A 15,410-nucleotide genomic window follows, 5' to 3' on the forward strand; every position below is an offset into this window, starting at 1 on the left:
ACAGTCATTTATTTCAAGATTCGTTCGGTTACCCGGAAAAGAAGTCGTTTTAACTCCACATTCTTGATCTCATGCAAAGCTGTCAACGCAGCTTGATGATATGTATCTGCCATCTGCCCGACCCGTTCAAGAGTCGTTCGCAAAAGCGGCTTATTCTCCGAACGGCCTAAGAAAGCCTTCAAATTCTCACATTCCAAAAGGGAACGCGTAAATACAGGTTCCGGATTTTGCTCACAAAGCACGGCTAATACGGCAGAGGGCCTTAACGCTACCGGCCGGTCATCCTTAAAATCCTCTATATCATCCAATAACTGATACGCGATACCCAATGCCCGGGAATACTGATGAAAGATCCGACGAAGCACCTCGTCATCACCTGCGCAGATCAATCCTAATACCAAGGATACCTCGAAGGCAGGGACTGTCTTATTACAGAATATTTCCAATACCCAATCCAATGTCAAAGGGCGAGGGGAAACGCTCCATTCCAGTTCCATTCCTTGTCCTTTACAAAGCGCTATATGCGCATCAGCAGCCACCGCTGTTAGTGCTCTCGCATCACACAGAGATAAAAGCCGATAGCCTTCACCCAATAAGATATCACCGACATTAATCGCTATAGGCACACCATACAAAGCATTTATCGTTGGTTTACCGTACCGCTCCTTATCATTATCTTGTATGTCATCATGCACTAAAGAGGCTTTATGGAAACATTCCACCGCAATAGCGGCCCGCTGTACATCGTCCGGAACCTCAGCCCCCCCGGTCAAAGCCAGATAAGTAGCCGCCAATAAATAAGGACGCCATCGCTTGCCTTCACCGCCCATCCATTCTAAGGCGACCGAAGAGGTTTGGTCTTTAGCCGGAGAGAAATGGCCTGCTAAATTCTCTTTCGAGAACCATCTTTTCAAATCCGCTCGTAATCCATCATAATCCAACAGCCTAGCCTCATTATCCGAGCGCATCCCCATCATACGAATCACATATTCATAATCAACATGGGTATCCTTACATCCGGACGTATTTAGGGGTATAGCCAAGCCCGGAACAGCATTACTGATAAGCAAGGGAAAAGCTTTTTCCAAGGAATCCAAACAACTTACCCCGATCACTGAATCAACTACCCGATTCTGTATCAAGCCTACCACGGAAGTAAAACCTTCCGCTACAATACTCATTATGCCCAGACTTTCCGCTTTATCTTGAAGATCGGGAATCGAACAATGACTACATCGATGGCATAAAAGACCTAATTCATCAATTTCCGCCTGGCATTTAGCAGAATTACTCAAACACTTAGGTAGTAGTAATACACGTCTCTCATAGGGAATGGAAGCGACCGTTTCCTTCCATACTTGATTATGGATCTCTACCATCAGCCACCCTCTTACCTCTACGTCTAGTGCATACTCACGAATCAATTGATCCGCGAAGTTCGACAAATCGTCCAAGGACAGTGGGGGCTGGATCGTTAAATCGTCCACAAATGCTTGAATTCGATTACGCAATTCATCCCGTTCAGCATAAGATGCCGGTATGTTATGTATCAGTTTGTTTTCCATGCGTACTCAAAGATTAACCGTAAGCTCCAAATCCAAAAAAGTATTTCTTCTTCAAGAGTCTGTAAAAAACATTCTGCTCGGGAATCTCCTCCCCTTCCATATCATGACCGGGAACCGGGTTCATTTTCTGATATTCCTCCCTTACCGTACCCCGAGTCGTAGTATCTATCGCACCCTGTTGTTCCAAGAATCTCCACATTTTTCCGGGATCTTCCAAAAGGATACAGCCTCTGGATGTCTCGGCTGTCATTTTCCGCAGATCCGCCAAAAACATTGAATCACGGAATAGCTCCACCAAGTTTGAGGCATCCCCATTAATAAAGTCCCTAGCCATCTGTAAAGGCGGGCAAAACTCGACCGCCCCCGACGGAGATATATGATGGCTCATACCCGTCGCCGCCGGACATAGGGCTTTTCCCTTATCATCCCAATAAGTATCGATAATAAACAAGGGCGCATCCCTCCGTTGCTCGACAATAAACCGACGGAAATCCCTAATTTGCTCCTTAGTCAACGCATTCTCCACATTAGGAACCGCTCCCACCGGACGATAGATATAATACCACAAATAGAGCGTACCCTCCCTAGCCATCCGTTCGATATGGGCCCGACTCACCAAATCCTCATAATTACTCCGGCATATACTGGCAGCTACACCGAAAATCAAACGGGCTTTCCGACAGGCACGCACTCCACGGATCGTACGATCCAATACGCCATCTTTCCCACGGCGGATATCGCTCTCGTCTTTCAATCCTTCGATACTGATCAGAGGAGTAACATTTCCCATCTTTTTTAAGCGAAAGGCCACCTCTTCTGTCAGCAAAGTAGCGTTGGTAAACAATTGGAAGTAGCAGTCCGAATGTTTCTCCATGGTTTCCAACAGACCTTTATACATCAAAGGCTCTCCTCCCAGTATCCCGAAAAAATAAGAACCTTGTCTTTTACTTTCGGTTATAATACCATTCAATTGGGCTATAGAGAGGGCTTTCCTGCCACCGGCAGAGACCCAACAACCGCTACAACTCAAATTACAACTCTCCGTGATGGATATCATCACGAATGCGGGGAAAAACGGAGCGCCTAATGCTTGTCGCTTCTCAAATGCGGCCATGTTCCGAAAATTACGCCAACCGAAATTGTACATGAACTTCCATATCAGACGAGGCGAACATTCCTTGAATATCCGTGAAGAGGTCCTTGCAGTCGCTATGTATTCGTTAAATCTCATTGATTATCTTTTTTCAAGAAAGAGACACCGGCTCTTCGTTGTGCCAAACGTGCCCGAAGTGTATCCGCATAAACCGTTTTCGCATCGATGGAAACCGCCAATTCCTCATCCTTCAAACCCCCATTGATCGGAGATTTCTCATATTTGGGAAATATAATCGCTTTATTCGGGCACATCCGGGCACAAGCCGGACAATTATTCTTACAATTCTGGGGCTGTTTTACAGTTACGACACCGTCTTCTATCGTATAAACACCGAACAGGCAGAAGTCATGGCATTTACCGCAGTCCGTACAACGTTCTTTATCCAATGTAGGATACCAAGCATCGACACCAATCTTGACCGGAAAAGAAGATACCGACTGGCGAATAACCTCCTCTTCCTCTATTTCTACGGGACTAACCTCATATGCGAATCCGAAAGAATCCAAAATCGCTTCCATACCCTCATTCCGGATATCCAATACACGAGAAGTTTCCATTCCCACGGAAGCGAAAAGGGAACGGATCGCCCTCGGATAGCAAGCGATAATCGTGGATGAGGCGACATCCGGCAAATCCGATGTTCTCTCCCTCACTTTCTCACATAGATCAGGCTCTACTACCACATCATATCCTTCTTGCCTTAAAAAGGCCGCCACCTTTACCACTTTCTCCTTATCTATAAAAGAGCGGGAGGCACAAGTACAAATCGTAACTCTATTATTATATAGCATTTCCATCAAGTATTATTATTCGTCTTTCGCAATATTACAAACAATATCCAAACACTAGTACAGCATCCGGCGCAAGGCGAAAAATTGAGTACTTATCACGAAAAAAGGCGATTTCCGTACCATACAGAAACCGCCTTCTTGTCAACATCACATCAAGCTAAGGTTACACTCATTTATTATCAGCCAAGTAAATATCCGTAAATGTCACAGCGCCAGTTAATCGGTTATTATTATTAGTAACATTCAACAATGTGACATACTTACGATACTGATTATCGCTCAAAGCACTTTTCATCAATTTCAGATTTCCATAAACAGCTTTCTGCAATCGCTCCTCCTGACGTTTCGTGTCTCTACTCAAGCTTTCCTTTTGTTGTCCTTTAAAATATTCATTAATGTCATATACCTCATCCATCTGAGATGGGGTCAAATCCAAATAAGAACTTAATTTGCCGAACTCTACCGCAAACGGTTCTTTATTACCATTTTCATTCACACATTGCGCTTTCGCAAAACTTACTGTAGCACTAATACCTAAAATCGCTACTGCCATAAATAACTTTCTCATAATACCTAAAATTTACCTATTAAAAAATCAATAACATAACAAAACAACCAACCAATCCTAATCAAGATAGCCTAAACATTCTTTCGACTTCAGACTAATCCTTTTACCAAACCATTAACCTATTCTATAGTATGATAACTTTGAGAAATATCAACTTACATATCATCAATACATCTCTTTGTTTCTGTTACAAAGATGGTGAATTATATAATAGATAGTTTCTAGTTTATGACGAAAGGGAAAAAAACGGGATTCAACACGAAAACAGCAAAAAAATGCCGATTCTTAATGAACCGGCATTGATATTAAGTACTATTCTTGACTGACTATCCAAGACTTAAACTCGGATGCTTTATTTTTACTAATATAAATTCGCTCAGGGACTTCTATATCGAGAGTGACTAATAAACGGCTATCAAACCAAATCGTAATATCCTTTACACTGTCACGGGAAATTATAAACTGTTTATTCGCACGAATAAACTCCGCCGGATTCAACGAAGATATAATTTGTTCCAATGTTTTAGCATACGGATACGAACCTCCATTCCTTAAATAAATATAAGTATTCTTATCCGCCGTATAGAAACAAGATACCTCATTCAAACCAATAGGCAATAGTTTATCCTTGACAGGTATCAACAATTTATCCTTATATTTCGGGCTTAAAGACAATTGCGTTAATTGAGATAAATAGTGTAAGACATCCTGTTGGTTCCATCTACTGAATTTCTCTAATGAGCGGTTTAGTTCCTCTGGTTTTACGGGTTTTAATAGATAGTCTATACTATTCACCTTAAACGCATCAATCGCATACTGGTCGTACGCTGTCGTAAAAATAATCGGAGTCTCCACCTCTATCTGATCAAAGATCGCGAAAGCGGAACCATCCGACAAATGAATATCCATAAATAGCAAATCCGGTTTCGGATTGGCTTGCAGCCAACGAACCGTTTGCCGGACACTCTCCGTATTCCCCATTATCTCTATGGAAGAATCCAAGCTCAGTATCATATCTGCCAAATTCTCATAGGCGGCAGTCTCGTCTTCTACGATCAATATTTTCATATAGCATTATTTTAAAGGAAGATAGACCTTGAACATTTGTTCATCTGATTCTACCCTTATTTGTTTATCCATTAACAGTAAAAAACGGTTTTCCAAATTCTTTAGTCCAGTCCCATTTGTATCGGGAGGTGTCAACTTTGGATAAATAGGGTTCGTAACGACTAATTCCATTCGCTCATTCAACTCTATCCGTATATCCATTCGATGATCACTATCAATAATATTATGTACGGTAGCATTCTCCACCAAAGGAAGCAAAGAAAGAACCGGTATCCGCAAATTCCACTTATCTTCGGGAATGTCGATCGTAAAAGTCAGCTTATTGGCAAAACGCACCTCCATCACATGGCGGAAAGCCTCAATGAACATCAATTCCTCTTTCAAGGCAACCAACCCTCTTTTATCACTCTGTAAGATATAACGGAAAATATCAGATAACTTTGTCACATAAGATAACGTATGCTCATCGTTCTTTTTCCGGATCAAGGAGGAGATCCCATTCAAGGCATTGAAAAAGAAATGAGGATTTATTTGGTTAGCCAAAGCATCGCACCGACTCTGCAAACTCTCGATGCGCAACTTCTCTATCTCTTGCTCTTTTTCCCGTTGCTTGGTGAAAAGCATCGATATATATCCGATAAAGGTACACAACAGACAAGTAACAAAGAACTGGAAGATCAAGATACTTCCCATGCAATCCGTCTTACGAGTACAAAATGAGATCCCGAAAGATATCGTCGCATAAAACAGATAAGCGATAAAGGAAAACAAGAAATTCTTCCATAACCGTTTCGTAAACAATGATGTCTGGAGCTTACCCAGATTATAGCGAAGCAACAGATAGATGAACGTCAAGAAAAATAGAAAACGATACGTGAAAAACGCAAAGAACCCAAAGTACTCGGACTTGCTCAGAAAACTCAACTCCCAAGGTATCCACGCAATATTCGTATAGATAATAAAGATTGCGCTAATCAAGCTGACCAGCGGGAGCTTACGTGAAATAGATGTCTCAAATGAACTCATAAATATCCTATAGTTTTTCAAAATACAAAGTAACATCAATTTTTCACGACTTCTCTCATTGTTTGAAGCAAAACGAAAAAAAGAAGATTGAAAACGAAAAAGCAACCTGCTATCCGACAGGAATCTTTAATACCTGACCCGGACGTATATCAGGACTGGACAAACCATTCGCTTTCTGTAAAGCCGCCGTACTAACCCCCGGATACTTTTTCGAGATAGAATACAAGGAATCTCCGGATCGTACCTTGTAAGACACAAAGCCTTTCTGGTCCGTGGCAGATGAGGGCTGGGTTATCTTTTTAGCCGAGGCTGAAGCGGTAGAAGACCTCTCCGCAGGTTTCGCTGTCGTTTTAGTCGAAGCCGAGGCAAAAGCGACACCCCCATTATCTACATATAATCTTAACCGTTTTCCTTTCGCTACCCGGTTGGAGCCTAGCCCGTTCCATTTACGGATATCTTTCGCTGTCACTCCATAGCGATTAGCGATCGTATAAAGATTCTCACCACTCAATACCACGTGGGTGATTTTTTCCCGGGTCGCACCACTTGGTAAAGAGCCATTAGAGTTATTCGCAGAAATGCAATTCGCCAACAGTTCCTCGATCCGATGCGTATAGACCGTATCTTCTTTATCGATAAAAGCATAGGTTTCCGCCGCAGGTAGTTTCAAGACCGAAGGGCGGGTATTACCCGGAACGATGTCTCTTTTATATTGTGGATTTAACGCACGCAACGTCTCAATATCTACTTGCAATAGATCCGATACTTGCTGCAAATGTAGGGCATTATTCACCATGACCGTATCCGTGGCTAACGGCAAGCTGGTTTGCATCGGACAGATGTTATGCTCGCAATAATAATTCATGACGTAATTGGCGGCGATAAATAAGGGGACGTATGAACGAGTCTCTTTCGGTAAATAAGGGAAGATATCCCAGAAGTCCGTCTTGCCCCCCGAACGACGGATCGCTTTATTCACGTTGCCCGGCCCGCAGTTATAAGATGCCAACACTAAATTCCAATCCCCATAGATAGCGTACATATCCTTGAAATACTTACAAGCGGCCTCGGTCGCTTTCAAGGGGTCCCGGCGCTCGTCCACCAAGCTATTAATCTCCAAGCCATAGCTCTTACCCGTAGGAAGCATGAATTGCCATAAACCACAAGCGCCCACACGAGAGAGGGCTACCGGATTCAAGGCACTTTCCACGACGGCGAGATATTTCAATTCAATAGGCAGGCCATGCTCATCCAACACCTGCTCGATTATCGGAAAATAAAAGTCCGCCATCCCCAGCATATAACGCACTAAATTTCGTTTACGCTCCGCATATAAGTCAATACAATCACGCACTATATTATTATAGGGCAAAGCGATCACGCTGGGAAGCCTAGACAGGCGGTCGATATAGACCGAATCCGGGAAATAGACATTCTCGTCGTCATCATGGCAAAAGTCCTCTCTTTTTGAGAAATATTGCACATGCCAAGTACGGAGCAAACTATCCACGTTCGCATCCAAGCTTTCCGGAATCAATCCGACCTCAGACTCCAGCGAGCTTAAGGTATCTTTTTCCTCAATTCGGGTCTCTTCCTGCGCATAGACCAATGAGACCAAACAATTTAAACAAATGAGTGCTAGCAGGTATCTTTTCATGTATATCAGAATTTTAGACTGCAATTCAATCCGTAAGTACGAGGCGTGACACTCGTCTTCGGACTAACAACCGGCTCCAAATGCAAGGATAAATCCGGTGATATATCAAAATCGAATAACTGGGCATCCACGTAGGCATCCACGATACTCAACGCATACACCCCGACCGTAATAATTATACTCAAGTCCCTATATCGACGAAAATAATCCTTCTGTCTTTTCAATTGATCCTTGAAATTTGAATTATTAATCGCATCCTCAGGAGCCATGGAAGTCAAGTCTTGCCAACTTTTACTCCAAGCATCCGGATTTTCCAGATTCTTAGCGGCATCATACATGATATCCTTATAAGCCGTCGAATAATCCTTATAATTCTTATTATTCCAAGTCACGGCATACATACATCCCATCAAGCCACCGTAAACGATTGGTAATTTCCAATATTTCCGGTTATAGATCTGTCCCAGACCCGGAACTAAGGCGAACAAGACCGCTTTTGTCGGATTCGGCTTAAAAGCCAGCTTCATCTTCACTTCCGGTACGCCCACCGAATCGGCCGCCATCAAGACGGCTTGCACGGTAGAATCCGGGGCAGCTACCTCCACGGAATCGGAAACTATAGCAGGAACGGCTTTCTCCGTCTTATCCTCCTGTGCGTTACCCATCCCGGCATAGCACATGAATCCGATCAAAAGGAGTATGATTCGATTTCTCATTTCAATTTATCCAGTAACCCGATCAATTGCTCTAACTCTTCTTCCGTGGCGAAAGGAATCGTAATTTTACCTTTTCCCTTCTCATTGCAAGTCAACTGGACTTTCGTATTGAAGTAACGGGACAAATGATCTTTCAGCAATTTAAACTCTTCCGGAAGTATCGGCTTACGATCCGATTTTTTCTTTTCCGGCAATTCCGGTTGTATTCCCTCGGCTATATTACGCACCATCTCCTCCACGTTACGAACGGAGAGTCCTTGAGCCAATATCTGCTCATATAAAGCTAATTGAATCTCCGGATCATCCACCGGGATCAATGCCCGGGCATGTCCCATATCGATCTTCTTGTCCTTCAATCCTACTTGGATCTCGGCGGGAAGTTTCAACAAACGAAGGTAATTGGCGATCGTAGCACGCTTCTTTCCAACCCTTTCGCTCAACCCCTCTTGGGTCAAGCCGTAATTATCGATTAATTTTTGATAAGCTAACGCGATTTCGATAGAGTTCAAGTCCTCTCGTTGGATATTCTCTATCAAAGCCATCTCCACCACGTTCTCGTCGGCCGCCGTCTTAATATAAGCGGGAATACGCTCCAAACCTGCTTTAAGCGACGCACGATAACGGCGTTCGCCAGAGATGATCATATATTGCTCGGGGCCGATTTCCTTCAACGTAATCGGCTGTATCACGCCTAACGAGCGGATAGAGGTAGCCAACTCCTCCAAGGTCTCTTCCTCAAAGACGGATCGAGGTTGCTCTGGATTAGGCTGGATCTTGCTTAACTCGATCTCACTAATAGACGATGAACCACCTGTCTTCAGGTCATCCATCGTAATTAACGCGTCTAATCCACGGCCTAACGCCGATCTTTTTAATGCTGCCATAATCCTTTATTTTTTTCAACAATCTCCTGTGCCAACTGCATATGGTTGATAGATCCTTTCGAATCCGCGTCATACAATAAGACAGGTTTACCGTAACTGGAAGCCTCGCTCAACTTCACGTTTCGTTGGATCACGGTAGTAAATACCAAATCGCGGAACGGACGTTTCACTTCCTCATAAATCTGGTTCGCCAAACGCAGGCGGGAATCATACATAGTCAAGAGGAATCCCTCTATCTCCAGTGCCGGGTTCAGCTTTGATTTGATAATCTTGATCGTGTTCAACAGCTTACTGATACCTTCCAAGGCGAAATACTCGCATTGTACCGGGATAATCACCGAATCGGCGGCTGTCAAGGCATTCACGGTTATCAATCCCAAAGAAGGAGAGCAGTCGATCAAGATAAAATCGTACTTCTCTTTCAGCGGTGTCAATATCTGCTTCAATATCCGTTCACGATTCTCCAAGTTTAGCATCTCGATCTCCGCTCCCACCAAATCGATATGAGAGGGGATGATATCCAGTCCTTCCACTTCAGTCTGTGTGATAGCGCCACTCGCGTCCTCACCGTTCACCAGACATTCATAGATAGAAAGTTCTACATTACGTATGTCCACACCCAGACCGGATGAGGCATTCGCCTGCGGATCAGCGTCTACGACCAGCACCTTTTTCTCAAGAGCGGCCAATGACGCAGCCAGATTAATCGTGGTGGTTGTCTTCCCGACTCCACCTTTCTGATTTGCTAAAGCGATAATCTTTCCCATACTATACCTAATTAATTCGAGGGCAAAACTAAACATTAAAAACTGAACCAAACAGGGTTCAATCAAAACAATGCTTGTTTTGTTGATAAATCGCCCTAACTGTTGATAACTCGCAAATATAAGCAGAATAAATCAAATAGAGGGTTATAAGGCTGGTATATAGGTGTTTTTTTGGAAATGATAACGAAGTTTTAAGTTACATACAGACCCATCCCATCCTTCGGGCAATGTCTTGGAATATATTTTTATCGCAGGAAGGAACCTTTATCGTATAGATCTCAGACCGTGATTCCACATGAAAATATCCCTTTTCCGGAAGCCTTTCCTCCGGCAAGGCCTTTCCCTCAAAAGACTGTAGCTCATAATGATTATCATTATAAGACACATTGAAATATTCATTGTCATTCTCCGGATTCAGATAAAGAGTCCTTAAATCGATCCTTCCTCCCAAATAATCATCCAGCCTAGAGGATGAAATCTTAATACCCGTATACCTGCATCCAGCCCCATCATCGAAAAGCAGGCATAAGTATTGCGTACCAAAAGAATCTTTAGCCACAAGGATTTGAGGCACACCATAAAACTCTAGGATCCTATCTAAAAACAAATTAGTCATAACATCATTACCTTTGCCTTATTTACATCAAAACAATAAGATCGCCACCAAGAATAATGAGCCACACCGAATGTCTTTTTAATCATGCCATCTTCTTTGCGAGAAGAAATCCAATGATTTCACAGGATCTCCTTCCGCAATTCTATAAAATACCCCACTACACGCCATAGCATCCGAAGGTGGACATAAGTCCGGTAGCTCCTCAAACCATTTCCTTTCTTCCATGATATCGCAAATATAAGCAGAATAAACAATATACCATATCAAGAATCCCATAAATATGACTAACGAGAAACCATAGCTAAACCACGTTTACCATTTTGACAATTTGTAATATCAAGTCCCGGAGAATCGATTTTTCCGGGCTGATGGACAGTTCATTCTCAAATACGAGAAAAAATTTCAGCAATCATTTACATGACAGCGTCTTATCGAAAAACGGCCTTTCATTCTAGCGGAATTCATTCATTGTAATTCATATTTAGTGGGTTGCTTGAGGGGGTTTATGGGGTTAGAACTGGGTCGTAACAAGGTTATGATGCCCATCCACAAGTATCAACAACCCTATTCTTGACTATTCACGATGCCCATCGGCACTACCGGCGTTGCCCAACGCGACCTATCGCATAGGCTTTCACCACTTATCACGTACAAAAAGGGGGCTTTTTCAATGAAAAATGCCGTTTACAGTCATCCAGCCTCTGCTATTTTACGCTCTCCACCGAAAAGGGATGTCACACATATAGACATTTATTTATCAAAAAGAAAGAATAACAGGGCAGTAGAGCCTAGAACCTGCACGAGTAGTCCTTACAATCCACGCCGGTAGTCGCATATGACAACACCGATACTCACACAAGGTGCTCATGAGAAAAGTATCTTAGTTTCATCGCCCCATACGCCTAAGATACTTCGCCAATGAACTTAGGATACTTGCTCAATGAAACTAAGATACCTTGTTTTTATATTTAAATATGAAACACTCGTAGGGGAACGCACAAAAGCCCCGCCGAAGTACATCGACGGGGCTCTATCTTATGAACTGTGTCTTTCCTTACGGAAATCCGGTCAGTTTTCTACTTATTTAACGATTGTCTTAACAGCCTCTTCACCATCAACAGCTACAGCTACGATACCAGCAGGTACAGCGATAGTTGCGTTGTCTGAAGTAAGAACTGTCTCAGCAACAACCTTACCTAAGATGTTAGTGATAACTACTGACTTACCAGCAGCACCTTGAACAGTTACAGTACCGTTACCAGCTACTACAGATACACCTTCAACATTGTTGATGTTATCGTTAGATGTTACCATATCATCAGCATCAGTCTTAGGATAAGCATTGAATACTAATGCACCATCACCACCAGTCTTAGCGGCATCAAATCTAGAGCTAGCATCTGTCAATACTAAGCAACCATTGTGCATCTTCAACCAAGCAGCTTTCTTAGTCGGAGCAATCGCACTAGCAACATCACCAGCTACAGTCTGATATTGATTATCAGTTGCACCATATACATTAGACTCAATCAAGAATGAGTTGTTCGCACCCTCTTCGCCATCTACATAAGCTAATGCAGCCTTATCCGGATTTACATAACGGAATGACCAAGTTACGTTCTTGTGCTTGTCACCTGTCAATACATTGATGAACTTAGCATAGTTCTTATGGTAGTCAGCGCTGATTGCCTCGATACCCTCATTCTTCAATTGATCAGCAGTCATACCTTTGTATTTGCCAGTCAAGACAAACAAAGTATCACCATATTGAACAGCAGGAACGAAACCTACACGAGTGTAGCTACTGTTAGAAACAGCCTTCGTATTGAACAAGTATGGGTTAAGAGCCTCCTTACGATCTGCAACAGCAGCAGCAGAGTCTGAGTAGTTAACCAAATACTTACCATAGATAAATGCCGGAGTCTTCACATGAATAGCGTGTACACATTGATATGGGTCGTCTGTAACTTGACCATCAGCAGTGATGTGCTTACCTGTCTCAGTACAAGGAATGATCTTCTCACCCTCGATCAACTCACGATAAGCGGATACCAAGTATTGAGGTTTAACCTTACCTGCGCCACGAGTTAACCATGCAGTGTCAATACGGAAAGCTAACTTACCATCAGCTTTAGCTTCACCCCAGATACCTGCGTAATCAACATCCTTGTTCAACAAGTTTCCATTATGCTCATCCATCAAATATTCACCACGGATAGTTTCCTTAAACATCAAGCTATCTGCTGAATTATCAACGTTCTCACCAAGAAGTGCATTGTTGAATTGACGATACAACGGAGTCTCATCCGGAGCGATGTAGAATGCAGAAGTTCTAGTCTCGTTCAACATTTGAGCTTTCAATGTAGCAGCACCATCATAGTCAGATACACCAGCCTTTGTTGAAGTAAGTTTCATCACATATTTACCAGCTTCTTTCGTTACAGCAATAACAGCATGATAGCACTTACCATCGATTTGGTTATTTTCCTTGAAGTAGTAACCAGATGTCAATTTCGTGTTATTGTCAGTAGAATATTGACTTACGTTGAATTTCTCTTCCTTATTTACAGACCAGATATTCTTTTTAGCATTGTCATTACTTGCTACATAAACAGTTCTGTAAAGGTTCTTTAATCCATTGATACGTTTAGCAACCGCAGCAGTAACAGGGAAACCATATTGAGCCTTAACAGCAGCTGCGTCATTTACCAAAGTATCCAAATTGAAAGCAGTCTTACCTTCTAATACAGTCAACGTAGAGTCTTTTGAAGACTTAGCGATGTATTTGTCTGTAGCATACGGATGCCAGTAGTTGAATGTATACTTGTTGATCATCAACTCTTCTTTATCCAAGTTCTTGTAACCTAACAATGAATCTGCTACAGAAGCAGCAGGAACAAGTTCAAAGAACAATGAATCTGTAGAATTGATAGTAACACCATTTGCAGAATTTACATCAGCTGTCAAGTACCAATAAGTAGCACCAGCCTTCTTATTCAAATTCAAAGTATAATCAGCAAGAACACCATCAGAGAACTCACGGTTATAAACCTCTAAAGTAGAGATATTATTCTTATCTGTTACGTTCTTCTTTAAGATTACCCATTGATAAGCCGGCATATGAGCTACATTCTGCTCATTAGCATTAACAGTTGTCCACTCGATCTCACCATTTCTGTAGATCGGAGAAGCCAAATACTTACCAGCCTTATTTGTGATGTAATATACACCATCCTTCAAAGAAGTCTTAGTAGACTCTACAGCTGTACAATCCTTGTAACCCAAAGAGATATGAGTATTTTGGTCTTTGCTGTCAACAGTCAAGATACGAGTTTCGTTCTTGATCAAATCCTGCAAAGAAACACGCCAGTTAGCACCAGTATTTGCAGCAGCATCTTCCCAATACTTAACGTTATCTTCTTTCCATGTAATTTGTTTTACATAGATATACAAGCTATCATAAGCAGGAGAATAAAGGAAAGCGAACTTGTGTTGATCTTTAATAGCACTATTCTCTACTGCATCTAGAGCTGTACCAGTCTCACCCTTTTTCGTCCAGTTATAAGCTAAGAACTTGTAACCAGTCTCATTTGTATAAGCTGTATCAACTTTCAAATAAGCTTCTTTCTTCAAGTCAGAAACAAACAAATAACGGCTATCAGCATCACCAGCACCTTCAGCTACAAACTTATTAGCGTTAAACGGATTCGTTAAAGTAGTACCTAGGATATCTTTATCGAAACCTAACTTAACACCAGCATCAGCTTTTTGGTTACCAAAGATAGTGTTCAACTCGTTAGCGCTCAAATAAACCTGTCCAGGAGCTTGCAATGTAAATGCTGCAAAAGTATTATTTTGAACATCCTTAGCTGCCCATTTCTGGACTTTCACACCATTGGTAGTAGTGAAACCAACAACAGAGTCAGTTGTAAAGTAAGAGAACAAAGGTCTCTTATCTTCCAATTTCGTAATAGTTCTAGAGAAAGCCCAACCTGCGATTTCTCCACCTGTAGTCGGAGTCAAATCCACTTGGCTTTCAGATTTCAGAATTTCAGCCATCGTGATATCCAACATACGACCTGTACCCTTGTTCATGAAGTCAAACTTAGGAGCTTGACCCTGATTCTCGGAAGAAACAGTAACACACCAAAGCGTGTTTGCTAAGCCAGTGGAAGTAGAGGAAGACGCAACCAATGATAAAACACCATCTTCGTCCATAGACAAGACCTTACCGGATGCCTCATCTTTCAATTGGAAAAGGCCAGAGTTAGCACCCTCAACTAATTTCCCGATTGAATAAGCACCATTTGCCGTAGGCAAAACGTTTTGTGCCGGTGTTGTCTGCGCATTTGCTGACATCGCACTTAAAAGCGCAACACCAGCTAAAAGAGTAGAAAACTTTTTGTTCATAATTAAATAATTTAATATTAATACTAAAGTGTAATAAGCTCTTTAACAACGATCGCTCTCTTAAAAATCAATACAAACGGCGATCGACTTTATTCATCATTTGCAAAGGTACGCGTTTCTTTGATTCGCGCAACCCTTCTTTATCATTTTTTTCTCGCCATATAGGCTTTCTTATCAATCAAATAG

General features: G+C 42.2%; 13 protein-coding genes. All 13 read right to left on the reverse strand.

From position 1 onward, the window contains the following. Positions 1-8 precede the first annotated feature (8 nt). On the reverse strand, positions 9-1,565 hold the full coding sequence (locus DW205_RS02710) for a polyprenyl synthetase family protein (protein WP_005866835.1): 1,557 nt from the start codon (positions 1,563-1,565) through the stop codon (positions 9-11). A gap of 13 nt (positions 1,566-1,578) precedes the next feature. Next, positions 1,579-2,796, reverse strand: a complete 1,218-nt coding sequence (locus DW205_RS02715; RefSeq protein ID WP_005866833.1) for a radical SAM protein — start codon at positions 2,794-2,796, stop codon at positions 1,579-1,581. Then, on the reverse strand, positions 2,793-3,518 hold the full coding sequence (locus tag DW205_RS02720) for a ferredoxin family protein (RefSeq protein WP_008778460.1): 726 nt from the start codon (positions 3,516-3,518) through the stop codon (positions 2,793-2,795). Before DW205_RS02720 ends, DW205_RS02715 begins: the two co-directional genes overlap by 4 nt. 163 nt (positions 3,519-3,681) lie before the next feature. Continuing rightward, complete coding sequence (locus DW205_RS02725) at positions 3,682-4,080, reverse strand: hypothetical protein (RefSeq protein ID WP_005866829.1); 399 nt, start codon at positions 4,078-4,080, stop codon at positions 3,682-3,684. Between the two features lie 312 nt (positions 4,081-4,392). Next, entirely contained in the window at positions 4,393-5,148 is a 756-nt protein-coding gene (locus tag DW205_RS02730) for a LytTR family DNA-binding domain-containing protein (RefSeq protein ID WP_005866826.1), read from the reverse strand. A 6-nt stretch (positions 5,149-5,154) separates the two neighbouring features. Then, positions 5,155-6,174 (reverse strand): sensor histidine kinase, encoded by a 1,020-nt coding sequence (locus DW205_RS02735; RefSeq protein WP_005866824.1) that lies wholly within the window; start codon positions 6,172-6,174, stop codon positions 5,155-5,157. A 109-nt stretch (positions 6,175-6,283) separates the two neighbouring features. Further along, positions 6,284-7,831: a lytic transglycosylase domain-containing protein gene (locus tag DW205_RS02740; protein WP_005866823.1), complete on the reverse strand. Its 1,548-nt coding sequence runs from the start codon at positions 7,829-7,831 to the stop codon at positions 6,284-6,286. Between the two features lie 5 nt (positions 7,832-7,836). Beyond that, complete coding sequence (locus tag DW205_RS02745) at positions 7,837-8,547, reverse strand: DUF5683 domain-containing protein (RefSeq protein WP_005866821.1); 711 nt, start codon at positions 8,545-8,547, stop codon at positions 7,837-7,839. Next, complete coding sequence (locus DW205_RS02750) at positions 8,544-9,431, reverse strand: ParB/RepB/Spo0J family partition protein (protein ID WP_005866819.1); 888 nt, start codon at positions 9,429-9,431, stop codon at positions 8,544-8,546. Before DW205_RS02750 ends, DW205_RS02745 begins: the two co-directional genes overlap by 4 nt. After that, a complete protein-coding gene (locus DW205_RS02755; RefSeq protein WP_005861254.1) occupies positions 9,419-10,198 on the reverse strand; it encodes a ParA family protein in 780 nt (259 codons plus the stop codon). Before DW205_RS02755 ends, DW205_RS02750 begins: the two co-directional genes overlap by 13 nt. 196 nt (positions 10,199-10,394) lie before the next feature. Beyond that, a complete protein-coding gene (locus tag DW205_RS02760; protein ID WP_005866817.1) occupies positions 10,395-10,814 on the reverse strand; it encodes a DUF6575 domain-containing protein in 420 nt (139 codons plus the stop codon). Positions 10,815-10,892: 78 nt separating this feature from the next. Then, positions 10,893-11,039: a hypothetical protein gene (locus tag DW205_RS22440; protein ID WP_226766666.1), complete on the reverse strand. Its 147-nt coding sequence runs from the start codon at positions 11,037-11,039 to the stop codon at positions 10,893-10,895. An 855-nt stretch (positions 11,040-11,894) separates the two neighbouring features. Next, positions 11,895-15,224, reverse strand: a complete 3,330-nt coding sequence (locus DW205_RS02775) for a DUF6383 domain-containing protein (RefSeq protein WP_005866815.1) — start codon at positions 15,222-15,224, stop codon at positions 11,895-11,897. Positions 15,225-15,410: the final 186 nt, after the last annotated feature.

The sequence above is a fragment of the Parabacteroides sp. AM17-47 genome (genome assembly GCF_003434625.1).
Taxonomy (GTDB): Bacteria; Bacteroidota; Bacteroidia; order Bacteroidales; family Tannerellaceae; genus Parabacteroides; species Parabacteroides distasonis.